This window comes from Tistlia consotensis USBA 355, from assembly GCF_900177295.1.
Classification (GTDB): Bacteria; Pseudomonadota; Alphaproteobacteria; order Kiloniellales; family DSM-21159; genus Tistlia; species Tistlia consotensis.
In genome coordinates, this window is record NZ_FWZX01000015.1 from 66,730 (window position 1) to 92,705 (window position 25,976).

Annotated in this window: 24 protein-coding genes; 10 read left to right on the plus strand and 14 right to left on the minus strand. The window is 69.0% G+C overall.

Annotation, left to right across the window (positions count from 1 at the left end; translation table 11 throughout):
* Positions 1–16 precede the first annotated feature (16 nt).
* The 7 genes from B9O00_RS17745 to B9O00_RS17775 all read right to left on the minus strand — a co-directional run bounded on the left by B9O00_RS17745 (position 17) and on the right by B9O00_RS17775 (position 8,879).
* Positions 17–1,333 carry an O-acetylhomoserine aminocarboxypropyltransferase gene (locus tag B9O00_RS17745; protein WP_085124041.1) on the minus strand — a complete coding sequence of 439 codons (1,317 nt, stop codon included), beginning with the start codon at positions 1,331–1,333 and terminating at the stop codon, positions 17–19.
* 366 nt (positions 1,334–1,699) lie between these two features.
* The gene (locus B9O00_RS17750) at positions 1,700–2,254 is read right to left on the minus strand and encodes a GNAT family N-acetyltransferase (RefSeq protein WP_200808552.1); all 555 of its coding nucleotides are present in this window, start codon (positions 2,252–2,254) and stop codon (positions 1,700–1,702) included.
* Positions 2,251–2,769 carry a GNAT family N-acetyltransferase gene (locus tag B9O00_RS17755; RefSeq protein ID WP_085124042.1) on the minus strand — a complete coding sequence of 173 codons (519 nt, stop codon included), beginning with the start codon at positions 2,767–2,769 and terminating at the stop codon, positions 2,251–2,253. Before B9O00_RS17755 ends, B9O00_RS17750 begins: the two co-directional genes overlap by 4 nt.
* Before the next feature lie 366 nt (positions 2,770–3,135).
* Positions 3,136–3,636 carry a CoA-binding protein gene (locus tag B9O00_RS17760; protein ID WP_085124043.1) on the minus strand — a complete coding sequence of 167 codons (501 nt, stop codon included), beginning with the start codon at positions 3,634–3,636 and terminating at the stop codon, positions 3,136–3,138.
* A 206-nt stretch (positions 3,637–3,842) separates the two neighbouring features.
* Entirely contained in the window at positions 3,843–5,078 is a 1,236-nt protein-coding gene (locus tag B9O00_RS17765) for a threonine ammonia-lyase (protein WP_085124044.1), read from the minus strand.
* A gap of 45 nt (positions 5,079–5,123) precedes the next feature.
* Positions 5,124–7,484 carry a penicillin acylase family protein gene (locus B9O00_RS17770; protein ID WP_159460245.1) on the minus strand — a complete coding sequence of 787 codons (2,361 nt, stop codon included), beginning with the start codon at positions 7,482–7,484 and terminating at the stop codon, positions 5,124–5,126.
* Positions 7,485–7,586: 102 nt separating this feature from the next.
* Positions 7,587–8,879 (minus strand): MFS transporter, encoded by a 1,293-nt coding sequence (locus B9O00_RS17775; RefSeq protein ID WP_085124046.1) that lies wholly within the window; start codon positions 8,877–8,879, stop codon positions 7,587–7,589.
* A gap of 147 nt (positions 8,880–9,026) precedes the next feature.
* Here B9O00_RS17775 and B9O00_RS17780 point away from each other — a divergent pair, with 147 nt between their 5' ends.
* Complete coding sequence (locus B9O00_RS17780; RefSeq protein ID WP_322111175.1) at positions 9,027–9,335, plus strand: GIY-YIG nuclease family protein; 309 nt, start codon at positions 9,027–9,029, stop codon at positions 9,333–9,335.
* A 61-nt stretch (positions 9,336–9,396) separates the two neighbouring features.
* Here B9O00_RS17780 and B9O00_RS17785 read toward each other — a convergent pair whose 3' ends face one another.
* The 3 genes from B9O00_RS17785 to B9O00_RS17795 form a co-directional block, all read right to left on the minus strand.
* Positions 9,397–10,443, minus strand: coding sequence for a proline racemase family protein (locus tag B9O00_RS17785; protein WP_085124048.1), 1,047 nt, complete (start codon positions 10,441–10,443; stop codon positions 9,397–9,399).
* Positions 10,444–10,456: 13 nt separating this feature from the next.
* The gene (locus B9O00_RS17790; RefSeq protein ID WP_085124049.1) at positions 10,457–11,245 is read right to left on the minus strand and encodes an SDR family NAD(P)-dependent oxidoreductase; all 789 of its coding nucleotides are present in this window, start codon (positions 11,243–11,245) and stop codon (positions 10,457–10,459) included.
* A gap of 168 nt (positions 11,246–11,413) precedes the next feature.
* On the minus strand, positions 11,414–12,916 hold the full coding sequence (locus B9O00_RS17795) for an aldehyde dehydrogenase family protein (RefSeq protein WP_085124050.1): 1,503 nt from the start codon (positions 12,914–12,916) through the stop codon (positions 11,414–11,416).
* 265 nt (positions 12,917–13,181) lie between these two features.
* On the opposite strand from B9O00_RS17795, the gene B9O00_RS17800 reads away from it, so the two are divergent.
* The 5 genes from B9O00_RS17800 to B9O00_RS17820 all read left to right on the plus strand — a co-directional run bounded on the left by B9O00_RS17800 (position 13,182) and on the right by B9O00_RS17820 (position 16,948).
* A complete protein-coding gene (locus tag B9O00_RS17800; protein WP_085124051.1) occupies positions 13,182–13,406 on the plus strand; it encodes a hypothetical protein in 225 nt (74 codons plus the stop codon).
* A complete protein-coding gene (locus B9O00_RS17805; protein WP_085124052.1) occupies positions 13,399–14,964 on the plus strand; it encodes a cytochrome ubiquinol oxidase subunit I in 1,566 nt (521 codons plus the stop codon). Before B9O00_RS17800 ends, B9O00_RS17805 begins: the two co-directional genes overlap by 8 nt.
* 12 nt (positions 14,965–14,976) lie before the next feature.
* Positions 14,977–16,125 carry a cytochrome d ubiquinol oxidase subunit II gene (gene cydB, locus B9O00_RS17810; RefSeq protein WP_085124053.1) on the plus strand — a complete coding sequence of 383 codons (1,149 nt, stop codon included), beginning with the start codon at positions 14,977–14,979 and terminating at the stop codon, positions 16,123–16,125.
* A gap of 33 nt (positions 16,126–16,158) precedes the next feature.
* On the plus strand, positions 16,159–16,269 hold the full coding sequence (cydX, locus tag B9O00_RS17815) for a cytochrome bd-I oxidase subunit CydX (RefSeq protein WP_085124054.1): 111 nt from the start codon (positions 16,159–16,161) through the stop codon (positions 16,267–16,269).
* A 94-nt stretch (positions 16,270–16,363) separates the two neighbouring features.
* A complete protein-coding gene (locus tag B9O00_RS17820) occupies positions 16,364–16,948 on the plus strand; it encodes a Tll0287-like domain-containing protein (RefSeq protein WP_085124055.1) in 585 nt (194 codons plus the stop codon).
* A 68-nt stretch (positions 16,949–17,016) separates the two neighbouring features.
* Here the strand turns inward: B9O00_RS17820 and B9O00_RS34260 are convergent, their stop codons facing one another.
* From B9O00_RS34260 to B9O00_RS17840, 4 genes are all read right to left on the minus strand, one after another.
* Positions 17,017–17,868 carry an SIR2 family protein gene (locus B9O00_RS34260; RefSeq protein ID WP_085124056.1) on the minus strand — a complete coding sequence of 284 codons (852 nt, stop codon included), beginning with the start codon at positions 17,866–17,868 and terminating at the stop codon, positions 17,017–17,019.
* A gap of 12 nt (positions 17,869–17,880) precedes the next feature.
* Entirely contained in the window at positions 17,881–18,900 is a 1,020-nt protein-coding gene (locus tag B9O00_RS17830) for a ParA family protein (protein ID WP_085124057.1), read from the minus strand.
* Positions 18,901–18,968: 68 nt separating this feature from the next.
* Positions 18,969–20,501, minus strand: coding sequence for a malonate--CoA ligase (locus B9O00_RS17835; RefSeq protein ID WP_085124058.1), 1,533 nt, complete (start codon positions 20,499–20,501; stop codon positions 18,969–18,971).
* A gap of 61 nt (positions 20,502–20,562) precedes the next feature.
* Positions 20,563–21,330, minus strand: coding sequence for a GntR family transcriptional regulator (locus B9O00_RS17840; RefSeq protein ID WP_085124059.1), 768 nt, complete (start codon positions 21,328–21,330; stop codon positions 20,563–20,565).
* A gap of 148 nt (positions 21,331–21,478) precedes the next feature.
* Here B9O00_RS17840 and dctP point away from each other — a divergent pair, with 148 nt between their 5' ends.
* The 4 genes from dctP (at position 21,479) to B9O00_RS17860 (ending at position 25,955) form a co-directional block, all read left to right on the plus strand.
* Complete coding sequence (gene dctP, locus B9O00_RS17845) at positions 21,479–22,474, plus strand: TRAP transporter substrate-binding protein DctP (protein WP_085124060.1); 996 nt, start codon at positions 21,479–21,481, stop codon at positions 22,472–22,474.
* A 70-nt stretch (positions 22,475–22,544) separates the two neighbouring features.
* On the plus strand, positions 22,545–23,093 hold the full coding sequence (locus B9O00_RS17850) for a TRAP transporter small permease (protein WP_200808553.1): 549 nt from the start codon (positions 22,545–22,547) through the stop codon (positions 23,091–23,093).
* A 19-nt stretch (positions 23,094–23,112) separates the two neighbouring features.
* Positions 23,113–24,444: a TRAP transporter large permease gene (locus tag B9O00_RS17855; protein WP_085124062.1), complete on the plus strand. Its 1,332-nt coding sequence runs from the start codon at positions 23,113–23,115 to the stop codon at positions 24,442–24,444.
* 47 nt (positions 24,445–24,491) lie between these two features.
* A complete protein-coding gene (locus tag B9O00_RS17860; RefSeq protein ID WP_085124063.1) occupies positions 24,492–25,955 on the plus strand; it encodes a malonyl-CoA decarboxylase in 1,464 nt (487 codons plus the stop codon).
* The last annotated feature ends 21 nt before the right edge of the window (positions 25,956–25,976 follow it).

A 25,976-nucleotide genomic window follows, 5' to 3' on the forward strand; every position in this document is an offset into this window, starting at 1 on the left:
CGAGGCGCCCTGCCTCCTATTCCGCCGCCGCGTGGCGGCCGGCGATGGCCAGGGCCTGGTCGAGGTCGGCGATCAGGTCGGCGACGGTTTCCAGGCCGATCGACAGGCGGATCACCTCGTCGCCGGCGCCGGCCGCGGCGCGCTGTTCGTCGCTGAGCTGGCGGTGGGTCGTCGAGGCGGGGTGCAGGATCAGCGAGCGGGCGTCGCCGATGTTGGCCAGGTGGCTGAACAGGTTGACCGCCTCGACCAGCTTGAGGCCGGCCTTGTAGCCGCCCTTCAGGCCGAAGGTGAAGACCGAGCCCGCCCCGCCCGGCAGGTACTTGCCGGCCAGGGCGTGGTAGCGGCTCGACGGCAGGCCGGCGTAGGAGACCCAGGCGACCGCCGGGTGGCGCTCCAGGAAGGCGGCGACCTCGGCGGCGTTGCGGACGTGGCGCTCCATGCGCAGGGCCAGGGTCTCGCTGCCCAGCAGGGTCAGGAAGGCGTGCATCGGCGCCATGGTCGGGCCGAGGTCGCGCAGGCCGACGGCATGGGCCTGCATGGTGAAGGCCATGTCGCCGAAGGTCTCGTAGAAGGAGAGGCCGTGGTAGGCCGGCTCGGGCGCGTTGAGGCCCCTGAACTTCTCCGAGACGTTCCAGTCGAAGCGGCCTGAATCGACGACCGCGCCGCCCATCGCCGTGCCGTTGCCGGAGAGGAACTTGGTGGTCGAGTGGATCACCAGGTCGGCGCCCCACTCGATCGGCCGGCAGAGGAAGGGCGTCGCCATGGTGTTGTCGACGATGAGGGGAATGCCGGCCTGCTCGGCGATCCGGGCCAGGGCCTCCAGGTCGCTGATCACGCCGCCGGGGTTGGCCAGGCTCTCGCAGAACAGCGCCTTGGTCCTCGGGCCGATCGCCGCCCTGACCGCCTCGAGGTCGTCGAAGTCGGCGAAGTCGCAGTGCCAGTCGAACTTCTTGAAGGTCTTGCCGAACTGGGTGATCGAGCCGCCGTAGAGCCGGGTCGAGGCGACGAAGCGGTCGCCGGGCTCCATGAAGGCGAAGAAGGTCAGGATCTGCGCGGCGTGGCCCGAGGCGCAGCAGGTGGCGCCCCGGCCGCCCTCCAGGCTGGCGATCCGCTCCTCCAGCACGGCGACCGTCGGGTTGGCCAGGCGCGAGTAGATGAAGCCGAAGGTCTGCAGGTTGAACAGGCTGGCCGCGTGATCGGCGTCGTGGAAGACGTAGGAGGTGTTCTGGAAGATCGGCGTCTGGCGCGCGCCGGTGACCGGCTCGGGCTGCGCCCCGGCGTGCAGCATGCGGGTCTCGAAGCCGTAGGCCGGCGGCTGCTTTCGGTCGGTCATCGCTGGTCCTTCCTGCCCCCGCGGGGCCCGTCGAGCCCCGAGCTATAGCGCAGGGCCGGCCGGAAAGCGAAGAGGGGGCGGGATAGGAAAAAAATATAGTTAGATATAAAATTGCATGTGAATCAAAGTTTTTCAGCACGGAGAGAACACCGGCCGGCAACGGCTCTGCTGTAGCGTATCTGATCCCGCAAAGACGTTCGTTGTGCCAAGAGCTTGCGATTCGACATTTGCAGCCGACGCGAATCCCTGCGGTGATCGGCTCCATCCTTCGACAGGCTCAGGATGAAGCCGAAGGGGCAGCATGCGTCCCTCGATTCGCTTCGTCCTGAGCTTGTCGAAGGGCGGAGCGAAGTCGGCCCGGGCCCGTCATCCGCTCCGCCGTGCCCGCCACGCCTCGCGGGTGATCTCCCAGAGCTCGGAGGGCAGGCGGCCGGCGACGTAGTCGCGCTCGTCGCGGGCGATCACGCGCATGCCGCTCCGCTCCGAGATGCGACGAGACGGGCCGTTGGCAACGGCCTTCGGCACGCGCAGCACCGGCCTGCCGAGGACCTCGAACCAGAAGTCGGTGACCGCCTCGGCGGCCTCGGTCATCAGGCCCCGGCCCTGCCAGGCCGGGTCGAGCCAGAAGCCGCGGTTGTCGTCCTCCCGGTCCATCAGCGAGATGACGCCGATCAGCCGCTCCGGCTCCGTCCCGGGCCGGAGCGACCAGTGCCATTCGGTTCCCGCGTCCATCGCCGGCAGCACCTTGTCCCGGATGAAGGTCTCGGCGCCGTCGGCGGGGTAGGGCCAGGGCACGTGGGCGGCCAGATGGCGGACGATCTCCCACTGCGGGAAGGTCCGCTGCACCGCCGCGGCGTCGTCGAGGGCCAGCGGGCGGAGCAGCAGGCGGGCGGTCTCCAGCGTCGGTATGCCGGCAGTCACGGCCTGCGGTCCTCCGGTTGGGCGCCCTGCAGGGCCGGGCTCACCAGGGCCCGGTGGCGCGGGCCCGCGAGCGCGGCGGGCGCGAAGCCGAGGCGCTCGTAGAAGGCCTGGGCAGGCGCGTCGGCGGCGACGGTGCCGACGACGACCCGGCTGCAGTCCAGGACCCGGGCATGGCGCAGCACGGCCTCGACCAGAGCGCGGCCGACGCCGCGGCCGCGCCAGGCTGGCTCGACGAAGAGGCTGCCGAGGTCCAGGCAGCGCCCTGCGGAAGGCGTCCGGTAGTGCCGTCCGAAGACGGCGCAGCCGACCAGCGCGGGCCCGGCCTCCGCGACCAGGGCCGTGGCCCAGGGCTCGTCGCCCAGCACGTCCCACTCGGCGACGGCGCGGCCGAGGGGCGCGCGCTCGCCGTGCGGCACGGCCAGGCGGCGGATCATCCGGACGACGGCGGCGGCGTCCTCGCGCTCCGCGTGGCGGATCTGGAGCTCGGAAGGGGAGGGTAGCGGGTCTCGGGGCATCGCGGCATCTCCAGGCAGCGCCGCCGCCGAGAGGCCCGGAAACGATAATGCCGCCTCGGCGGCGGCATCGTTTCAGACAGGTCGAACGGTGCCGCTCCTATGGAGAAGGCGTAAAATACCAGCGGAAGGTGGCAGCGCGTTCGATCATGGCAGGGACTATCCGCGAGCCGCGCGCCGTCGTCAATCCCACAGACGCGCCCTCTCCTTCTCTCCCTCTCCGCTCCCTTGGGGAGGGGAGAGGGCCGGGGAGAGGTGTGGGGGTCGAAGTGGCGTCCGTCGGCAAGGGGAGGGCGGGCCGGTCTCCCCCACCTCTCCCGGCCTCTCCGCCCCCCGGGGCGGAGAGGAGAAGAGGAGGGAGGGACCATGTCACCCGACCCTGAGGCGCCGGCGCTTCGCGGTGATGACCTTGGAGTCGAAGCCGGCCCAGGAAAGCTCGCTGTGCAGGCGGCCGAACTCGATCTTCGGGCAGCGGTCCATCACGACCTCGAGGCCGGCCGCCTCGGCGCGGGCCGCGGCTTCGTCGTTGCGCACGCCGAGCTGCATCCAGAGCGTCCGGATGCCCTTCTCGTCCTTGAGGCGGATCGCCTCGTCGGCGACCGGGCCGGCGGCCGCCGAGTTGCGGAACACGTCGACCATCTCGTAGCGGCCGGGAATCGAGGCGAGGTCGGCGTAGACCGTCTCGCCCAGGATCTCCTGGCCGGCGACGCCGGGGTTCACCGGGATTACCCGGTAGCCCTTCTCCTGCAGGTACTTCATGGCGAAGAACGAGGGCCGGTTCCACTTCGGGCTGGCGCCGACCATGGCGATGGTCCGGGTGCGCTGCAGGATGCCCAGGATGTAGCCGTCGGGGTAGCTGTCATGGTTCATGGCCGCGAGCCTATCCGGTCTCGCGGCGCCTTCCTAGCCGGAGCTCGGCTGCAGGCGCGGCAGCCCTCGACATCGCTCCCACGCCCCTCGACAGGCTCGGGACGAAGCAGAGGCTGGAGAATTCGGGCAGGTTGCCGTTTGCACCGTTCTTCGCTTCGTCCCGAGCCTGTCGAGGGGCGTGGGAGCAGCGCCGACGCCGCAGCTCCCTACGCGCCGCCGTCGATCGACCTGGTCGAGAGCACGCGGCTGGCGAAGCCGCCCTGCTTCAATCCCTGGATGATCTCCTGGACGTGCTCCTGGTTGCGGGTCTCGACGATGACGTCGATGTCGGCCTGCTTGGCCGGCACGTCGGCGAAGAGACGCTGGTGGACGACCTCGACGATGTTGCCGCCGGTCTCGCCGATGACCTGGGCCAGCTTGGCGAGCTGGCCGGGCTGGTCGATGATCGAGACGCGCAGGCGCACCAGGCGGCCGTCGCGCACCAGGGCGCGGTTGAGCACGCCGGAGAGCAGCCGGACGTCGATGTTGCCGCCGCAGATCACCGTCGCGACCCGGCGGCCCCTGAAACGCTCCGGCTGGGCCAGCAGCGCGGCGACGCCGGCGGCACCCGCGCCCTCGGCGACGACCTTCTGCAGCTCGACCAGCGCCGAGACCGCGGCCTCCAGCTCGGTCTCGCTGACCAGCAGGATGTCGGCGACCAGGGCGCGGACGATCTCCCGGGTGATCCTGCCCGGCGTCTTGACCGCGATGCCGTCGGCCAGCGTGGTGCCGCCGGCGCGCGGCTGCTCGCCGCGCAGCACCTGCTTCATCGAGGGGAAGAGCTCGGCCTCGACGCCGACCATCTCGGTCTCCGGCCGGATCGCCTTGACCGCCGTGGCGATGCCGCCGATCAGGCCGCCGCCGCCGATCGGCACGACGACGCAGTCGAGCTCCGGCCGGTCCTCCATCAGCTCCAGGCCGATCGTGCCCTGGCCGGCGACGATCAGGGGGTCGTCGTAGGGATGCACCCAGACCAGGCCCTCGCGTGCGGCGATCTCGCGGCCGGCCTCGGCCGAGGCGTCCAGCGTGTCGCCGGCCAGCACGACCTTGGCGCCGAGCGCGCGGGTCCGCGAGACCTTGGTGAAGGGCGCGAAGACCGGCATCACGATGGTCGCCGGGATGCCCAGGCGGCCGGCGTGGTAGGCGACGCCCTGGGCATGGTTGCCGGCGGACATGGCGATCACGCCGCGCTTGCGCTCGGCCGCCGTCAGGCTGAGCAGCTTGACCAGCGAGCCGCGGTCCTTGAAGGAGCCGGTGAACTGCAGGTTCTCCAGCTTCAGCCATAGCTCGCAGCCGATCAGCTCGCCGAGCCGCCGCGCCTCGACGGTCGGCGTGCGCACGACCTGGCCGGCGATCTCTCCGGCCGCCCGGCGGATGTCATCGATGGTCACGGTCTGGGTCACCAAATCCTCCTGTGGCTGCGGCGGCCGATCCGCGACCGCGGAGCGTCATTGCCGGGCTGGACGAAGCACCAGGATATCCGCCGACTCTCGCTTCGGCGCGACCAGTTTGACCGAAGCCCCGTCGCGCCAGCGCTCCAGGAAGTCGCCGTAGTGCGGCGACAGCGGGTTGCCGGACTGGCCGGCATCGATGACGAAGCGCGAGGCGTCGAGGTCGGCGAGGTCGAAGACCGCGCGCAGGCCCGGCCCGTGCACGTCGCGGAACAGCCGCTGCTCGTTCAGGTAGACCGGCGTCGCTCGGTCGACCGTGTAGTTGCCGCCGCCGGTCGGAATCTCCAGGGTCGTGAGCGCGCCGAGCAGCGGCAGCGCCTTGAACAGCGGGTGGCCGAGCGTCGCCTTGTGAAAGTCGCCCCACTTCAGGTCCTCGAGCGGGCCGCCGGCGCCGACCCGCCGCAGCAGCGCGATCGCCTCGACCAGGCTCTTGCGCAGAGCCTCGTCGCAGTCGGCCGTCTGGCCCCTGCACCAGCGGGGTGCCGCGGTCAGCACCCGCTCGATCGCCTCGGGGTTCCAGAAGGCGATCTCGCCGAAGGCCGGGCCCAGCTCGTCGGCGAAGAGGATGCGGTTCAGCTCGCGCAGCCAGGCGTAGAAGATCAGCGGCTCCGGCCGGTCGCGGTCCATCGTGCCGTCCCACTTCGCCAGCAGGGCCTGCGCCTCGGCCGCCTCTCCCGCGGCGGGCTTCGCCTTCAGCATCAGGGGCAGCAGCTCGCGGGCGACCGGCGAGAGCCGGTCGAGCTGCAGGGCCGCCGCCTTGGCGGGGCTGAAGGCGGCATCGGCGGCCAGGACCTGGGCGATGCGCCGGTAGCGCGCCGGGTTCTGCCACTCTGTCGCGATCTCGTAGGGGTAGCCCGGCCCGACGATGCGGTTGTTGGCGTTGGCCAGCCAGCCCTGGGCGGGATCGAAGGCATGGGGCAGGGACTCGAAGGGGATGAAGCCGGACCAGAGCGCCTCGCGGTCCCGGGCCTCGACCGGCCGGCTGCCGTCGTAGCCGATGCGCAGCGGCACCTTGCCGGGCGTCCAGAAGCCGATGTGCCCCGCGGTGTCGGCGTAGAAGACGTTCTGCTGGGGCGCCACCCAGAGGCTCATCGCCTTGCGGAAGCCGGCCCAGTCCCTGGCCCGGTTCAGCGCGACCAGGGCATCGGGCGTCGAGTCGTCGGCGCTCAGCGCCGGCCAGGCCAGGGTCGCGACCTGGTTCTTCGCGAGCGGCGCCTCGCCGCCCCGGAAGGTGTCGCTGACCACCGGGCCGAAGCGCGCCCGGCGCAGGGTGACGGTGACCGGGTCCTCGCCGCGGATCGCGATGGTCTCCTGCCGCGTTTCGAAGGCCTTTGGGCCGTCCGGGGTCAGGTAGCGGCCGGGGTCCCCGGGATCGAGCGTCTCGATCGCGAAGTCCTGGGTGTCCGACTCGGTCGAGGTGATGCCCCAGGCGATGTGATCGTTGTGGCCGATCAGCACGACCGGCACGCCCGGCGAGGTCGCGCCGGCGACCGTGCCCTCCGGCGTCTCCAGGCGCGCCAGGTACCAGGTCGAGGGCACCTGCAGCATCAGGTGCGGGTCGTTGGCCAGGACCGGCTTGCCGCTGGCCGTGCGGCTGCCCGAGACGGCCCAGACGTTGCTGGCGCCGTAGCTCTTCAGCTCCTCGGGCAGGGCGGCCAGCACCGTGCGGCCGACGAGGCCGGCGAGGCCGTCGGCCGGGATCGTCGGATAGTCCGCGCCCGGCTGGTCGGGGAACAGGTCCTGCCAGTCGCCCGGCTTCAGCACGGCGTCGAGCCGGGCGTTGCGCAGCTCCGTGCGCCAGTTGCCCGACAGGCGCAGCGCCATCAGCCTGGCCCAGAGCAGGGAATCGGCGGGTGTCCAGGGCTTCGGGTCGCCGAAAGCCAGGAGCTCCGGTGGCAGCGCGCCCGAACGGCTGGCCAGATAGGCGTTGACGCCGCCGGCGTAGGCCTCGAGCAGCGCCCGCGTCTCCGGCGTCAGGTGGGCGACCTGGGCCTCGGCCAGGCGGGCGAAGCCGAGGGTGCGCATCAGCAGGTCGACGCCCAGGGTCGAGCGGCCGGCGACGGCCGAGAGCTCGCCGCGCCCGGCGGCGCGCAGCATGATCATCTGGGCGAGCCGGTCCTGGGCGTGGGCGTAGCCGAGGCCGAAGGCGGCGTCGTTCCAGCTCCCGGCGCGCACCGTCACCAGGCCGTCGCGGTCGCGCCAGAGCTCGACCGGTGCTTCGGCGCCGGCGACCGTGACCTCGCCGTCGATCTTCGGCAGCGAGGTCCTGAGCCACAGCCAGCCGCCGAGCAGGACGATCAGGAGCAGCGCCGCGAGGCCGCCGAGGACACGCAGGCTCCAGCGCAGGACGGATCTCACCAGGGCGACGCTCCGGCAGGGCAGGGGACGGGGGCGCCGACCATAGGCCAGGCGGCCGGCGGAGCCAAATCGCCAGAGCGTCCGGGCGGCTTTGCGGCCGGCTCAGGCGAGCGGCTGGTGCTTCGTCTCGGGCAGCAGGAAGAGCGCGGCGAGCAGCGAGACCGCGCCGGCGGCGGCGACGTACCAGCCGGGCGCGATCGGGTTGCCGGTCGAGGTCACCAGCCAGGCGACGACCATCGGCGTGGTGCCGCCGAACAGGCCGATCGCGGCGTTGTAGGCGAAGGCCAGGCCGGTGCAGCGCACGGCCTTGGGGATCAGCTCGACGTTGGCGATGACCATGCCGCCGCCGAACAGGCCCATGGCGAGCGCCAGCCCGGCCTCGCCGAGCAGCACCAGCCCGTCGTCGCCGCTGTGGATCAGGTGGAACAGCGGCACGGCGCCGAAGGCGAAGGCGGCGGCGCCGGCGACGATCAGCGGCTTGCGGCCGAAGCGGTCGGCGGCCAGGGCAGCGAGCGGGATCAGCAGCAGCAGCAGCGCCATGTTGGCGGTGTTGAGGTCGAAGGCGATGCGCCCCGGCAGCCTGTCGATCTGCTTCATGTAGGTCACGGAGTAGACGAAGGTCGCGTAGAAGCCGACGCCGTTGACCAGGTTCAGCAGGGCGACGCGCAGCACCTGCAGGCGATGGCGCCCGAAGGTGTCGCGCAAGGGGGCCTTGGCCTCCGGCGGCGGCGCCTCGGCGGCGATGCCGCGGCGCAGGAACCAGCCGGAGAGCGCGACCAGCGCGCCGAGCGCGAAGGGCAGGCGCCAGCCCCAGGCCAGAATCGCCGCCTCGTCCAGGACGTTGGTCATGATCGCGCCGACGGCCGAGCCGAGCAGGATGCCGGCGACCGCGCCCCACATCGACCAGGAGGCGTAGAGCGCGCGCCGGCCGTGCGGCGCCTTCTCGGCCAGGAACACGATCGAGCCGGTGTACTCGCCACCGACCGACAGGCCCTGGAGGATGCGCAGCAGCACGATCAGCACCGGTGCTGCGACGCCGATCGTCTGGTAGGTCGGCAGGAAGGCGATGGCGACGGTCGGCAGGGCCATGCAGACCACCGAGAGAGTCAGCGCCCGGCGCCGCCCGACCAGGTCGCCGATCCGCCCGAAGAGCAGGCCGCCGAGCGGCCTGACCAGGAAGCCGGCGGCGAAGGCGCCGAAGGCCGCGATCACCGAGACCGCCGGGTCGGCGTTGGGGAAGAACAGCGCGCCGATCACCGTCGCGAAGTAGCCGTAGACCGCGAAGTCGTACCACTCCATGACGTTGCCGATCAGCCCGGCGAGGATCGTCGCCCGCGGGCTCGGTGCCGCGCCGGGCCCGGCGCTGTCCGGCAACGTCGCCGCGATGCTCGACATGAAGGCCCCCCTTCGGATGCGTACGCGGCTACCTTGCCCGCAAGGCTGCGGGATGGCCAGAAGAAGCATCGGGAAGGGGGGAAGGGGAGACGGCGGCCCCCGTTGCTTCGTCACCCTCGCGAAAGCGAGGGTCCAGAGGAAGACGCCGTGGCACGATCGGCGGTCATGAAGCAGCCCTGCGTCTACATCCTCTCGAACCGGCGGCACGGCACACTCTACGTCGGCGTGACGAGCGACGTGATCCGCCGCGTCTGGGAGCACCGGACCGATGCGGTGGAGGGCTTCAGCAGGCGCTACCAGCTGCACCGTCTCGTCTATTTCGAATTCCATGACACGATGGAGCGGGCGATCCAGCGCGAAAAGCAGCTCAAGCTGTGGCGGCGCGCCTGGAAGATCCAGCTGATCGAGGGGGGCAATCCCGACTGGCGCGACCTCTACGAGACGCTCATGCCCTGACGCCCTTTCTCTGGACCCTCGCTTTCGCGAGGGTGACGGGCTGGAAGGAGCCGCTTCAGCTTCAATCCAGCGCGCGGAACCAGGTGTCGGACAGGGTGTAGCCGGCGGGGAAGGGGTCGCCCGAGTCCAGCAGGTAGCGGTGGTGGCCGGTGATCCAGGCGCGGCCGGAGATCGAGGGCACGACGGCCGGCCGGCCGCCGACCTCGGTCAGGCGCTCGATGCGGCAGTGGAACTCGCTGTCCAGGATCGAGCGGCCGACGAAGGGCTCGCCGACGCCGATCTCGCCGCGCGCCTGCAGCACGGCGAGGCGCGCCGAGCAGCCGGTGCCGGTCGGGCTGCGGTCGAGCTTGCCGGGCGAGATCACCACGGTGTTCCTGCCGACCATGCGGCCCTGTCCGTCGGTCCCCGGCGGCAGGGTGAACTGCACGAAGGAGACGAAGTCGATGGCCGGGTTCTCCGGATGGCGGATCGTCAGCTGCGCGTTGACCGCCGCCTTGACCGCCTCGCCGGCCTCGACCAGCCGCCGCGCCTCGGCCCGCTCCAGGCGGAAGCCGAGGGCGCGGGCGTCGAGCAGGGCGAAGGTGTCGCCGCCGTAGGAGAGGTCGACGTCCAGCTTGCCGAAGCCTGGCACCTCGACGGTGGCGCCGAGCGCGAAGACGAAGGACGGCACGTTGGTGACGGTGATCCGCTCGGCCTTGCCGCCGCGGCACTGGGCGACGACCTCGACCAGGCCGCCCGGCGCCTCCAGGGTCAGCCGCGTCTCCGGCTCGGTCATCGGAACGCGCCCGGTCTCCAGCAGCACGGTCGCGACGCAGATCGAGTTGGAGCCGGACATCGGCGGGTAGTCGGCCGGCTCCATGATGACGAAGGCGGCGTCGGCGCGCGGGTCCTTCGGCGGGACCAGCAGGTTGAGGTGCACGAAGGCGCCGCCGCGCGGCTCGAACAGCAGCAGGCGGCGCAGCGCGTCGCCCTGCTCCTTGAGCCAGCTCCGCTGGTCCCAGAGCGTCTCGCCGGGCGGCGGCGCGACGCCGCCGACGATGACCCGCCCGACCTCGCCCTCGGCATGGCAGCCGACGACCTCGATGCCGCTGGACTCGAAGAGGCTCATCGCGGGGTCCTCGTCAGGCCGGCGGCGTCTGCGCCGCCGAGCGGCCGGTCATCAGCCCGGCGGCGGTGAAGCCGCCGTCGACGTTGATCGTCTGGCCGGTCAGGTAGCCCGACTTGCGCTCGTCGAGCAGGAAGAGGGCGCTCGCCGCGATGTCGGCCGGCGCGCCGTAGCGCCGCTGCGGCACGACCGACAGCCAGGCCGCGCGCGCCTCCGGCGTGTGCGCCTGGCGGGCCAGCGGCGTGTCGATCGGGCCCGGCGCGATGGCGTTGACCCGGATGCCGAGCGGCGCCAGCTCGACCGCCAGCACCTTGGTCATGGTGATGACGCCGCCCTTCGAGGAGCCGTAGGCGACGCGCCCCTCGTTGCCGGCGATGCCCGAGACCGAGGTGATGTTGACGATCGCGCCGCGGCCGCGCGCCCGCATCCGCTTCGCGGCCTCGCGGGCGACCAGGAAGCTGCCGATCAGGTTGACCTCCAGGATCGAGCGGAACAGCGCGGCGCTGGTCTCCAGCGCCGGCACGTCGCGCCCGATCCCGGCCGAGTTGACGACCCCGGTCAAGGGGCCGAAGGCCTCGTCGCAGGCGGCGAGGCAGCGCACCACGGCCCCCTCGTCCGAGACGTCCAGCCGCTCGAAGCGCAGGCTCTCCTTCGCCTGGCCGAGCGTCTCGCGGCAGCGCTCGAGGCTCGCCTCGTTGGCGTCGACGACGACCGCCCGCCAGCCCTCGGCCAGCGCCGCCTCGACGATGGCGAGCCCGATCCCGGACGCGCCGCCGGTCACCAGGACCGTCTGCTGCTCGGTCATGCGTTCCTTCCCTCCTGCCCCCCTAACCGTCATTCCCGCGAAAGCGGGAATCCAGAAGACGCTGCCACCGATGCGGGCCGTCGGCAGTCCGCACCGGCCGCGCCTTTGTCTGGATCCTCGCTTTCGCGAGGATGACGGGCAAGGGGGGCGCGGAGCGCGAGCGGCGCCTCACCCCAGGTTGACGATGATCGTCTTCTTGTGGGTGAAGTGCTCGAGCATGGCCTCCAGCGTCGCCTCCTTGCCCAGGCCCGACTGCTTGATGCCGCCGTAGGAGAGGTTCGGCATGACCACCAGGTTCTGATTGACCTGGACGAAGCCGGCCTCCAGCCGCTGGGCGCCCCGGAGGCCGGTCTGGAGGTCCTTCGTCCAGATCGTCGCGGCCAGGCCGTAGTCGCTGTCGTTGGCCTGCTCCAGGGCGTCCTCGAAGCTCTCGACCTTCACGACGCAGGTCACCGGGCCGAAGATCTCCTCGCGGATCAGGCGGCTGTCGCGCGGCAGGTCGGTGAAGATCACCGGGCGCACGAAGTAGCCTTCCTTCAGCTTGTCGCTGCCCTCGGGCAGGGCGGAGCATTCGTGCGCGTGCCCGCCCTCGGCGCGGCCCTTGTCGACGTAGTTGTTGACCCGGTCGAACTGCTGCAGCGAGACGATCGTGCCGATGTCGGTCTTCTCGTCGAGGGGATCGCCCATGACCAGGGCGTCGACCTTGGCCTTGAGCGCCGCGACGAAGCGGTCGTGCAGGCCGGCCTGGACGTAGATCCGGCTGGCCGCCGTGCAGCTCTGGCCCTGGCGGGTGAAGCGCATGCCCGAGACGGCGCCCATCACCGCCTTGTCGAGGTCGGCGTCGTCCATGACGATCATCGGGCTCTTGCCGCCGAGCTCCAGAGTCACCGGGATCAGCTTCTCGGCGGCCGCCCTGTAGATCAGCTTGCCGGTCTCGACCGAGCCGGTGAAGGAGATCTTGCCGACCTTCGGGTGGGTGACCAGCGGCTGGCCGCACTCCGGCCCGTAGCCCGAAAGGAGGTTGAACAGGCCGGCCGGCAGCACCTGGTTCATCAGCTGGCAGACGCGCAGCACGGCGAAGGGCGCTTCCTCGGCCGACTTGACCACGACCGCGTTGCCGGCGACCAGGGCCGGCGCGATCTTGTAGGCCATCAGCATCATCGGCACGTTCCAGGGAATGATCGCGCCGACCACGCCGATCGGCTCGCGCACCGTCATGGTCATCATGTCGGGGCTGAAGGGCACGGTCTCGCCCTTGAGCTCGCCGGCGAGGCCGCCGAAGAACACGAAGGCGTCGGCCAGCACGCCGGCCTCGACCCGGCTCTCGGTGCGCAGGGCCTTGCCGGTCTCCAGCGCCATCAGGCGGGCCAGCTCCTCCTTGTGCGCCTCCAGCAGGCGGCCGCACTCGACGATCAGCTTGCCGCGCTCGCGCGCCGGCGTCCGGGCCCAGGCCTTCTGGGCGGCGACCGCGGCCTCGACGGCCGCGGCGACGTCGGCCGCCTCGCCGTAGGCGGCGTCGCCGACCTTCTCCAGGGTCGCCGGATAGCGCACCTCGAAGGTGCGGCCGGAGACGGACGGCACCAGCTTGCCGCCGATCAGCTGCCTGCCGGACAGCTCCTTGGCCAGCGCCCAGGGATCGAGGGTCGGGGACAGGGGGGCGTTGCTGGTCATCGGGCGGTCCTCCACATCTGGGCTGGTCGGTTTTGCCCCGGATAGCTAGGCCAGAGGCGCGCGCCGGGCAAGCGCGGCGACCGATCGGCGTGGGGCCAGCGGACCGCGCCGGCCGCCGATCTGGCCTGCGACGCAGCCGCACAACCTTGACGCAGATCAACGCCGCGGCTCGTGCCAGAATGGTCGCTAGGGCCTCGCTTCCGGCGGCCGGTCCGCCGGCCGCGAGCCGGGCGCGATCCCGGCGACGTCGAGTGCAGGTGAGCCGATGGGCGCTATTCTGCAGAGCCTGGGCGACTTCCTGGCCAGCCCCTTCCGGGCCGGCCATCCGCTGGCGCGCCGGGTCGGCGCGGTGCTGCTGTTCAAGCTGATGGTGCTCGTCCTGCTGCGCGTCACCCTGTTCGGCGGCGGCCATGCGGCCGGCACGCTCGACACCGCCCGGCGGCTGACCGACGGCAGTGCCATCGTGAAAGGAGCTTCGTTCGATGATTGACTTCGACCCGGTGGCGCTCTCGCGGCTGCAGTTCGCCATGACGGCGATGTACCACTTCCTCTTCGTGCCGCTGACGCTGGGGCTCGCCTTCCTGCTGGCCGTGATGGAGAGCGTCTACGTCCTGACCGGGCGCGAGATCTGGCGCGACATGACGCGCTTCTGGGGCAAGCTCTTCGGCATCAACTTCGCCATGGGCGTGGCCACCGGCATCACCATGGAGTTCCAGTTCGGCACGAACTGGTCCTACTACTCGCACTACGTCGGCGACATCTTCGGCGCGCCGCTGGCGATCGAGGGCCTGATGGCCTTCTTCCTGGAATCGACCTTCGTCGGCCTGTTCTTCTTCGGCTGGGGGCGCCTCTCGAAGGTCGGCCACCTGGTCGTCACCTGGCTGGTCGCGATCGGCTCCAGCCTCTCGGCGCTGTGGATCCTGGTCGCCAACGGCTGGATGCAGAACCCGGTCGGGGCGACCTTCAACCCCGACACCATGCGCATGGAGCTGACCTCCTTCAAGGAGATCCTGTTCAACCCGGTCGCCCAGGCGAAGTTCGTCCACACGGTCAGCGCCGGCTACGTCGTCGGCGCGATGTTCGTGCTGGCGATCAGCTCCTTCTACCTGCTGCGCGGCCGCCATCTGGACTTCGCGCGCCGCTCCTTCATCGTCGCGGCCAGCTTCGGGCTCGCCTCGGCGCTCTCGGTCGTCGTGCTCGGCGACGAGAGCGGCTACACCGTGACCGAGCACCAGAAGATGAAGCTCGCGGCCATCGAGGGCATGTGGGACAGCGAGCCGGCGCCCGCCGGCTTCGCGCTCTTCGCGCTGCCCAGCCAGGACGGCCACAACCGCTTCGAGATCAAGGTGCCCTACATGCTGGGCCTGATCGCGACGCGCTCCTTCGACACGCCGCTGCCCGGGATCAACGACCTCGTGGTGCGCGCCGAGCAGCGCATCCGCAACGGCATGAAGGCCTACGACGGCCTGGTCCGGCTGCGCCAGGACCGCGGCGACCAGGCGGCGCGGGCCGAGCTGATGGCCAACCAGAAGGACCTGGGCTACGCCCTGCTGCTGAAGCGCTACACGCCCGACCCGCGCACGGCCAGCGACGCGATGATCCACAAGGCCGCGCTCGACACCGTGCCCGCGGTGCCGGCGCTGTTCTGGACCTTCCGCATCATGGTCGGCCTCGGCTTCTTCTTCATCTTCCTCTTCGCGACCGCCTTCTGGTTCGCCAGCCGGCGCGTCTTCGACCGCACCTGGTTCCTGCGCCTCGCCCTGTTCAGCCTGCCGCTGCCCTGGCTCGCGGCCGAGCTCGGCTGGTTCGTCGCGGAGCACGGCCGCCAGCCCTGGTCGATTGAGGGCGTGCTGCCGACCTTCCTGTCGGCCTCCAGCGTCACCGGCGGCCAGGTGCTCTTCTCGCTCGCCGGCTTCGTGCTGTTCTACAGCGTGCTCGCCGTCGTCGACGCCTTCCTGATGGTCAAGTACGTGCGCATGGGGCCGGCCAAGGCCCTGGCCCCGGCGCCCGCGGCCGGCGCGCCGCAGCGTCCCCAGCCGGCCGAGTGAGGAGTCGCCGCCATGCACCTTCCGATCGACTACGAGACCCTGCGGCTGATCTGGTGGCTGTTCCTCGGCGTGCTGCTGATCGGCTTCGCGATCATGGACGGCTTCGACCTGGGGGTCGGCATGCTGCTGCCCGTCGTGGCGCGCAGCGACCTGGAGCGCCGGGTCATGCTGAACGCCATCGGCCCGGTCTGGGACGGCAACCAGGTCTGGCTGATCCTGGGCGGCGGCGCCGTCTTCGCGGCCTTCCCGACGATCTACGCCACGGCCTTCTCGGGCTTCTACCTGGCGATGTTCCTGACCCTGCTGGCGCTGATCCTGCGGCCGGTCGGCTTCGACTTCCGCAACAAGCTCCAGGACCGGCGCTGGCGGGCGGTCTGGGACACCGGGCTGTTCATCGCCGGCTTCGTGCCGGCCCTGGTCTTCGGCGTCGCCTTCGGCAACCTGCTGCAGGGCGTGCCCTTCAGCTTCGACGCCGACCTGCGGGTGACCTACGACGGCGGGCTTCTCGGCCTGCTCAATCCCTTCGGCCTGCTCGCCGGGCTGCTGTCGGTCGCCATGCTGGCGATGCACGGCGCGGCCTACCTGGTGGTCAAGACCGAGGGCGAGATCCAGGCGCGCGCGCGCCGTGCCCTGCGCCTCGCCGCGCCGGCCGCCATCGCGCTCTTCGTCGTGGCCGGGCTCTGGGTCGCCTGGGGGCTCGACGGCTACGTCATCGCCTCGGCGGTCGACGGCGCCGGGCCGTCCAACCCGCTGGCCAAGGAGGTCGCCCGGGTGCCCGGCGCCTGGCTCGACAACTACGGCCGCCACCCCTGGATGCTGGCGGCGCCGCTGCTCGGCCTCGGCGGCGCGGCCCTGGCCTGGCTGCTCGCCGCCGGCCGGCGCGAGCTGCCGGTCTTCCTGGCGACCGCGGCCTCGGTCCTCGGCATCGTCGCGACCGCGGGCGTCAGCCTCTTCCCCTTCCTGATGCCGTCCAGCCTCGAGCCGAAGGCCAGCCTGACGGTCTGGGACGCGAGCTCCTCGCAGTTCACGCTCTTCGTGATGCTGATCGCGACGGTGATCTTCCTGCCGATCGTGCTGCTCTACACCGGCTTCGTGTTCCGCGTGCTGCGCGGCAAGGTGACCGCCGGCTATGTCGAGAAGAACAGCTCCAGCCTCTACTGACCGCCATCGGGCGAACGAAAGAAGGGCTCAGCCATGTGGTACTTCTCCTGGATCCTCGGCGTCGGGCTGGCCTGCTCCTTCGCCATCCTGAACGCGCTCTGGCACGAGGTGCACCTGCCCGATCCCGGCCCGGTCGAGGAGTGAGCGATCCGCCGGCGGCGCCTTGACCCAGGTCATGGGCGCTGCCGCGGCGTGCCGGCATCCTGGCGGCGGGATGAACCGACGCGGGAGCGGAGCGATGGCATCGAGCCTGAAGGCGGCGCTGGCGGGCTTGGCCGCGGCCCTGGTCCTGGGGGCGGCAGCGGTCGCCGCGGCCGACGACGACACGGCCCGACGGGTCGAGCAGAGCCGGGCGGTCGTGGCCGACTTCGCCAAGACCCTCAAGGGCGAGCTCACGAGGGCGATGAGCGAAGGCGGGCCGACCGCCGCGATCGGCGTCTGCCAGCAGGTGGCGCCGGCGATCGCCGCCGACGCCTCGCAGCGCACCGGCTGGACGGTCGGCCGCACGAGCCTGCGCGTCCGCAACCCCGCCAATGCGCCCGACGCCTGGGAGCAGGAGACCCTGCGCGGCTTCGAGGCCCGCAAGGCTGCCGGCGAGAAGCCCTCGGAGCTGGAAACCTACGGCTTCGTCGAGCAGGACGGCCGCAAGGTGTTCCGCTACATGAAGGCGATCCCGACCGGCAAGCTCTGCCTCGCCTGCCACGGCTCCGAGCTGGATCCTGCGGTGAGGGCGGCCCTGGCCGAGGCCTATCCGGGCGACAGGGCCACCGGCTTCGCCCTCGGCGACATCCGGGGCGCCTTCACCATCACGCAGCCGCGCTGATAGTTGAAGTATTTCTGGGGGATTTTCTGCTGGATATGTGCGCTGCGTTCGGCCTAAATCTATACGAACTATGACGTCGTAGGAGTGCGGTGAGAATCTACTTTCTGTATCAGTTCTTCGATCAACTTGGATAGCTCGGCGTGATTGTCCTGGTCATCGTATTTGATGCACTTAAGGTTTCGATTCTTACGTAGGGATTCTTCAAGATCGCTCCCAATTTTCGAAGGCGTTATCATGTAGTGAGGCAGTGAGTTCGGAAATCGGAAGTTTTGGTTTTCTAAGAGTAGATTAACATCTGGATCCGAAACTCCGCATCCAATAAATAAAATTGTATGTGACAGAATGCAAGCATCTAGTATTTGGTAGAATAGAGAATTCTCAACGCGCGCAAGTGCGTAGTCTTTTTGAGAAAAGATGATTTTGTTTGGTGCATCAATTGAGCCGTGTATTTTTATAATATAGTCAGAATGATCTCTCAGAAATGCATGGACGTCTTCGTCATAGAACTGCTTTGATATTGTCTTTCCACTCGTTTGGGATGTTACGAACGTTTCATATATTGTATCTATGTTGAGTGAAAATGTCACTCGTTGATCGAGGCGAAATATCTTATCGTGGAGTTCGCTTTCTTTGTATCCGGGTGTCAGGAATTGCCCTCGCAGAAAATCAATCCAATCGTCATCCATTCGCTTCTGAAGCCATTCGCAGGCGTGAAGGTAGTCCCCGGCCTTGATGGCGGATTTGATATGCTGAGTTCCCCTGGGGCCGCATTGAGCTACCCCAAGCTCTAGGAATTCTTTCCACAGGGGCGGGCGTTTGCGACCATCTCTGGATATCGAGTTCTTAGAAACACCGGCCCCGAGAACTACAACTACCTGCCTCCGGGCAAGATCATTTAGGAACGGTTGGGACCATCGCATGGTGCGGCCCCGTTACAACGAGATATTTTTGTCGAGTTTTCTCGCGACGCGGCCAAATATCTCTTTGGCATCCCTAACTTTGGCGAAATGTGCGCCTCTAATTCCGTCCGCGCTCGCGAGACCAAATATAGGTTTCCGTCGCGTTTGTGACATCGGTATAAGGCTAAACAGGTTCGGTATTGTTCCGATGTTATAGTCAGTGACATTGGGTATCAATTTAATGCTATCAGAAAAATTCTTTTGAACTACTGACCCAACTTGGGAAATAATTCTGTCGTAAGCGTTTACTGCACGTCTCGTCCCTGTCGAATCTTTTTTGGCGAGGTATTGCTGTGTCACGTACCCAGCGAATGTTACGGTCTCTGGAATTTGCACAGGTATATCGCCTGGTTCGGCGTCACTATTTTGTAGGCCAGATTTCCATTTCTTGGTCCACTCGGAAAACCATTCAGCGATGTTTTCGATAGCCTTCAGGCTAAAAATATCTGTTGCCATGGGGCTAATAAAATAGTCGCTGCCCAGTAGCACGGCGCGATTTATCGATCCGAGCGAGGGGCCAACATCAAAAAAAACGACATCATAGTGATGATAACGATTCAGAAGTTCAACGAATAAAACCGAAGTTCGGATCCCTCTAACGTCTCCCGCCGTCGCAGCCCCCCAATCGCGAGCTAGAAGGTCTTCAGTCAAGGCCAAACGTGGGTCGCCAGCAATAACGTCGACATGAAAATGAGGGCTGTGGTGAAGCTTAATATCCTTGGAGTACCCCTTTCCCTGCGCAAGGGGTCGAATGACATTGTATATGGTAAAGGAGCTTGTTTCTTCATATAGGTATTCAAGAAATTTATCATCAAACATGTACTGTGTGGCATTGCATTGGGGGTCGGCATCAATAACTAACACTCTCTTTCCAAGTTCGGTCGCCATATACGAGGCGATATTGCAGAGAAGTGTTGTCTTTCCGACGCCGCCTTTGTTGTTAAAAAAAGCTACCGATTTCATTGTCTGGCGGCCCCCCTTAGGTGCAGGCATTATGCTATACGCACATGACCGCTAACGCAACTTTGGCGGGATTGGAGGGTTTTGCGCCGCCTTTTGCCTCACGCTCCCTTGAAGGTCTCGGCGAAGGCCTTGCGCAGCTCGGCCTTCTGGACCTTGCCCATGGTGTTGCGCGGCAGCGTCTCGACGAAGAAGACGCGCTTCGGGACCTTGAAGTTGGCGAGCTTCTGCTTGCAGACGGCGATGATCTCGGCTTCCTCGACCGCCTGGCCGCCGGTCCTGGTGCAGACCGCGGCCACGGCCTCGCCGAAGTCGGGGTGGGGCAGGCCGATGATCGCCGACTCGCCGACCCCCGGGATCTCGTCGACGACCAGCTCGATCTCCTTGGGATAGACGTTGAAGCCGCCCGAGATCACCAGGTCCTTGGCGCGGCCGACGATGTGGACGTAGCCGTCGGCGTCGATCTTCGAGAGGTCGCCGGAGATGAAGAAGCCGTCCGGGCGGAACTCCTCCTTGGTCTTCTCGGGCATCTGCCAGTAGCCCTTGAAGACGTTGGGGCCGCGCATCTCCAGCACGCCGATCTCGTCGGTGCCGAGCAGCCTGCCCTCGCTGTCGGCGATGCGCACCTCGACGCCGGGCAGCGGAAAGCCGACCGTGCCGGCGCGGCGCTCGCGCCCCGGCTTCTCCTCGTAGGGGTTGGAGCAGGCCATGCCGACCTCGGTCATGCCGTAGCGCTCGAGGATGCGCAGGCCGATGCGCTGCTCGAACTCGTGGAAGGTCTCCTCCAGCAGCGGCGCCGAGCCGGAGATGAAGAGCCGCATGCCGGCCGCGGCCTCTTTCGTGAAGCCCGGGTGCTGCAGCAGGCGCACGTAGAAGGTCGGCACGCCCATCATCACCGTCGCCTGCGGCATCAGGCGCAGGATCTCGTCGGCGTCGAACTTCGGCAGGAAGAAGATCTTCGAGCCGTTGGCGAGGCTGGTGTTGAGCGCCACGAACAGGCCGTGGACGTGGAAGATCGGCAGGGCGTGCAGCAGGGCGTCGCCCTCGCGGAAGCCCCAGAGGTCGCGCAGGGTCAGCGCGTTCGACGAGAGGTTGCCGTGGGTCAGCATGGCGCCCTTGGAGCGCCCGGTCGTCCCCGAGGTGTAGAGGATCGCGGCCAGGTCGTCGTCCGCCGCTTCGTGGACCGCGCCGTCCGGGCTGGCGGCGCGCGCGGCCTCCGCCAGGGTGCCGTCGCCCCCGGCATCGAGGGTCATCAGATGCGCGACGCCGGCGCCCTCGGCGACCGGCTTCAGCTTCGCCTCGGCCTCGGGCCGGCAGACGAAGAGGGCGGGGCCGGCGTCGCCCAGGAAGTAGGCGACCTCGTCGGCGGTGTAGGCGACGTTGAGCGGCAGGTAGACGCAGCCGGCCTGGGCGCAGCCGAGGTAGAGGAAGACCGCCTCGACCGACTTGTCGACCTGCACCGCGACCCGGTCGCCGGGCTTGCAGCCGAGCCGGCGCAGCACGGCCGCGTAGCGCCCGGCGGCGGCCTCGAGCTCGCCGTAGCTGATCTCGGCGCCGCCGGGCTGGACGATGGCCGGGCGGCTGCGGTCGGCGGGGAAGCAGTCGCGGAGGATCGCGAAGAGGTTCTGGTTCATCGGTCGGATCGCTCTTCCAAGGGGTTTCTTATGGTTGGAACGGCAGGATAGCGGGCCGCGGTCAGCCCGTCCGGTGCCGAGTCTTCGGGGGCTGGTCGGGTCGCGCGCTGCCGGGGTGGGCGCGACCGGGGCGGGCGCTGCCGGGGCGCCGGTCCGGCAGGCCGCCGACCGTCGCCAGGAAGTCGACGAAGGTGCCGCTCTGGATCGCGACGTGGTCCTTCAGCAGGCGGCCGGCCAGCTCCTGGTCGCCGGCCAGGATCGCGGCGACGACCCGGCCGTGCTCGGCGTGGCTGTCGGCCAGGCGTCCGGGCCGGTGCAGCTGCATGCGCCGGTAGGGCGAGACGCGCAGGCGGATCTTGCGCGTCTCCTGCTCCAGGAAGGCGTTGTGGCTGCCGGCGTAGATCGCCTCGTGGAAACGCAGGTTCAGCTCGTAGTAGGCGTCGGCGTCGCCGCTCGCGAGGTAGGGCGCGCAGGCCTCGTGCAGGGCGGCCAGGTCGTCGCGCTCGGCCGGGGTCATGCGGCGCGCGGCGAGCCGCGCGCAGAGCGCCTCGAGCTCGCTCATCACCTCGAACATCTCGGCCAGCTGGAAGGTGCCGATCGCGGCGACCAGCGCGCCCTGGCGCGGCCGCATCTCGATCAGCCCGCTGGCGGCGAGCTGCATCAGCGCCTCGCGCACCGGCGTGCGGGAGACCTCGTAGCGCTCGGCCAGGCGCGTCTCGTCGAGCCGCGTGCCGGGCGTCAGGTCGCCGGTCACGATCTCGCGCTCCAGCCCCAGGCGAACCCGGTCGGCGAGCCGCTGCCGGCCGTTCTGCACCGCGTCCTCTGCCATCTTTCCTCCCAGGCCGCCTTGTATACAAGAACGGCGATGCTCCATACAAGACTGGACTCGTGTTTCGCCTGCGGCCTATCGTAACGGCAGTCCGGCAAAGCCGGGTGAGCGAGACGAGACAACAAGCTCGAACGGGAGGAGAAAAGCGATGCGGATACCCAAGATCACGGCCGGCCTGCTGACCGCCGCCGCGGCGATCGGCCTCACCCTGTCGGCCGCGCAGGCGACGACCCTGCGCCTGTCGCACCAGTGGTCGACCTCGGACGTGCGCCACAAGGTGGCGCAGATCGTCGCCGACTATGTCGAGCAGGCGAACGTCGACCTGAAGATCCAGATCTACCCGACCCATTCGCTGTTCAAGGCCAAGGAGCAATGGCAGCCGGTCAGCCGCGGCCAGCTCGACATGACGGTCTTCCCGCTGGCCTACGCCGGCGGCGTCCATCCGGAGTTCAACCTGACCCTGATGCCCGGCCTGGTGAAGAGCCACGACCATGCGGCGCGCCTCGACAACTCCGAGTTCATGAAGGAGATCAAGAAGATCGCCGAGGACGACGGGGTCATGGTGCTGGTCGATGGCTACCTGGCCGGCGGCTTCGCGGGCAAGGACAAGTGCATCACCTCGCCGGCGGACGTCCAGGGCCTGACGACCCGTGCCGCGGGCAAGGCCTTCGAGCAGATGCTGGCCGCGGCCGGCGCGTCGATCGCCTCGATGGCGTCCTCGGAGATCTACAACGCCATGCAGACCGGCGTGCTGCAGGCGGTCAACACCAGCTCCTCCAGCTTCGTGTCCTACCGGATCTACGAGCAGGCGAAGTGCTTCACCCCGGCCGGCGAGTACGCGCTCTGGTTCATGTACCAGCCGCTGCTGATGTCGAAGAAGTCCTTCGAGCGGCTCAACGCGGCGCAGCAGAAGGCCCTGCTCGAGGGCGCCAAGAAGGCCGAGGCCTTCTATCTCGAGGAGGCCAAGAAGGAGGACGCCGAGGCGACCGAGGTGTTCAAGAAGAACGGCGTCGAGATCGCCAACATGACCAAGGAGCAGTTCCTCGCCTGGCGCGAGCTCGCCAAGCAGAGCTCCTACAAGGAGTTCGTCAAGGCCGTGCCGGACGGGCAGAGGCTGCTCGACCTGGCGCTGGCGGTCGACTGAGCGGTTCGGACGGGGCAGGCGGCCGGTCCGTGGCGGGCCGGCCGCCGCCGTTCAAGCAGGGATGCGCCTGATGATCGAGCGCTTCATCCGCTTCGCCGACCGGCTGTCGCTGGCCAGCGGCGTGCTCGCGGCCGCCATGATTGCGGTTTCCATCCTGGTCGTCTGCGAGATGATCGTCGTGCGCTACCTGCTCGACCGCTCGACGATCTGGCAGACCGAGTTCGTGACCTACATGATGCTGAGCGCGACGCTGGTCGGAATGCCCTATGTCCAGCGGCTGCGCGGCCACGTGAACGTCGACCTGCTGCCGCACTATCTGGGCGGCCGGGCGCGTGCGGTCCTGGCGACCGCCGTGCTGCTGCTGTCGCTGGGCGTCGCCGGCCTCTTCGCGGTCTACGGCTACGGCTTCTGGCACGAGGCCTGGGCCGGGGACTGGAAGTCCGACACGGTCTGGGGCGTGCGGCTCTGGCTGCCCTACGCCGCCGTGCCGATCGGATTCGCGCTCTACAGCCTGCAGCTGCTGGCCGACCTGCTCGGCCTGCTGGCCGGGCGCAGCCGGCCCTTCGACCTGCCCGACAAACCCCTCGGCGAGCCGTCCGGCGGCCCGGCCGGTCAGTGAGCGACCAGGAAAGCGGTTCATGGAGCTCGATCCCCTCACGCTCGGTGCCCTGGTCGGCGTCACGACGATCGTCGTGCTGTTCTCCGGCATCTCCGTCGCGATCGGCCTGATCCTCGTTTCGATCGGCTTCCTCGCGCTGTTCGACTTCAACCACTGGCAGGCCATCGCCTGGCTGCCCGAGACGCTGTTCGCCGAGCTCAACGACTTCGCGCTGCTGTCGATCCCGATGTTCATCCTGATGGGCGCCGCGGTCGCCTCGACGCGCGCCGGCAGCGACCTCTACGAGGCGCTGGAGCGCTGGCTGACCCGCGTGCCGGGCGGCCTGGTGGTCTCCAACCTCGGCGCCTGCGCGATCTTCTCGGCGCTGTCCGGCTCGTCGCCGGCGACCTGTGCCGCGATCGGCAAGATGGGCATCCCGGAGATGCGCAAGCGCGGCTACCCGCCGGAGGTCGCGGCCGGCTCGATCGCCGCTGGCGGCACGCTCGGCATCCTGATCCCGCCGAGCGTCACGATGATCGTCTACGGCATCGCCACCGAGACCTCGATCGGCCGGCTGTTCCTGGCCGGTGCGCTGCCCGGCCTGCTGCTGGTCGTGCTGTTCATGGCCTGGGCGATCTTCGACACCTGGCGGCGCGGCGCCGGCGAGGTGCTGACCCCGACGGTCTACAGCTGGGGCCAGAAGTTCGCCTCGCTGATCCGGGTCATCCCCTTCCTGCTGGTCATCCTGGGCGTGCTCTTCGCGCTCTACGGCGGCGTCGCGACGCCGTCCGAGACCGCCGCGGTCGGGGCCCTGCTGGTGCTGCTCTTCGCCGTGGCGATCTACCGGCTGTGGCGGGTGCGCGACCTCTGGGTGGTGCTGCGCGACTCGACCAAGGAGTCGGTGATGATCCTGCTGATCATCGGCGCCGCCGGCCTGTTCAGCCACATGCTGTCCAGCCTGTTCATCACCCAGACGGTGGCGGCCTGGATCGGCGAGCTGCAGGTCAACCGCTGGGTCCTGATGGGCGCGATCAACCTGTTCCTTCTGGTCGCCGGCTTCTTCCTGCCGCCGGTCGCGGTGATCCTGATGGCGGCGCCGGTGCTGCTGCCGATCGTGCTGGCCGCCGGCTTCGATCCCTACTGGTTCGCCGCCGTGCTGACGATCAACATGGAGATCGGCCTGATCACCCCGCCGGTCGGCCTGAACCTCTACGTCATCAACGGCATCGCGCCGGACATCCGCCTGCAGACCATCCTGCGCGGATCCCTGCCATTCGTCGCCTGCATGGTGCTGGCGATCATCATCTTGTGCGTCTTCCCCGAGATCGCCACGTGGTTGCCAGAGGCGGTCATGGGGCCGGTCATCCAATAGCCGTGAAGCAGGAGCAGAGCGTGCCCGAAGCCCAAGCAGGAGAGGTCATGGCCGAAGCCGTCCAGCAGTCCTTCTTCGATCGTGCGCTGACCAATCTGTCGGGCGCGTGGCGCGACGTCGCCGTCTCGGCGGCGCGGTCGGTCGGACTGACCCTGGAGGAGCCCGGCGCCGACCCCGAGGCGCTGCGCACCATGATGCGCGACTGCCTGGAGGCGCGCGGCGGCGAGGTCTCGGCGCGCGCCCGGGCGGCCGAGCTGGGCCAGACCTACCTGCGGCTCGATCCGGCCGGCCGCAATCTCTTCCTGCGCCTGCTGGCCGAGGACTTCGCGGCCGACCGCAGGGCCATCGACCGCGCCGTCGCGGGCCTGGCCGAGGCCGGCGACGAGCCGGCGCGCCGCCGCGCCGAGCAGGGCCTGCGCCGCGCTCTGGTGCCGCCGCGGGTCAAGCTGCTGACCCAGTTCAACGGCCTGCCCGAGGGCGTCAAGTTCCTGGCCGACCTGCGCGCCGACCTGCTGGCGACGCTGGGCGACGACCCGGCCCTGAAGGCGCTCGACGACGACCTCTACGAGCTGCTGTCGAGCTGGTTCGACACCGGCTTCCTGGACCTCGAGCCGATCGACTGGAACTCCAGCGCGGCGCTGCTGGAGAAGCTGATCGCCTACGAGGCGGTGCACGAGATCCGCGACTTCGACGACCTGCGCAACCGGCTCGATTCGGACCGCCGCTGCTACGCCCTGTTCCATCCGCGCATGCCCAACGAGCCGCTGGCCTTCGTCGAGGTGGCGCTGGTCCGGGGGTTGGCCGGCAGCATCCAGGCGCTGCTCGACGAGGAGGCGCCGCAGGACGACCCGGGCAGCGCCGACACGGCGATCTTCTACTCGATCTCGAACACCCAGAAGGGCCTGAAGGGCATCTCCTTCGGCGAGTACCTGATCAAGATGGTCGTGGCGCAGCTCGAGGCCGCGATGCCGCACATCAAGAGCTTCGCGACGCTGTCGCCGGTGCCGGGCTTCCGGCGCTGGCTGGCCGGCCTGTCGACCGAGGCGCTGGACGGCCTGCTGAGCGTCGAGGAGCGCGGCGGCATCCGGGCGCTCGGCGGCAGCGATTCGACGCCCGAGTCGCTCTCGGCGCTGCTCGGCCGCGCCGACTGGATGCGCGACCCGGTGATTGCCAGGGCGCTCGAGGAACCGCTGTTGCGCATCATGGCGAAGTACTTCACCGTGAAGCGCGACGACGGCCAGCCGATCGACCCGGTCGCCCGCTTCCACCTGCGCAACGGCGCGCGGCTGGAGCGGATCAACTGGCTGGCCGACGTCTCGCCGAAGGGCCTCAAGCAGGCGGCGGGCATGATGGTGAACTACCGCTACGTACCGGACGAGCTGGAGCGCAACCACGAGGCCTACATCTCGAAGGGCTCGGTGGCGATGAGCGCCGAGCTGCGCTCGCTGGTGCGCAAGTCGCGCGACGGCGGCTCGACGCTGCGCCGCCTCGGTCTCGGGACCGGCCGGTGAGACGCCGGCCCGGCCAAGCCT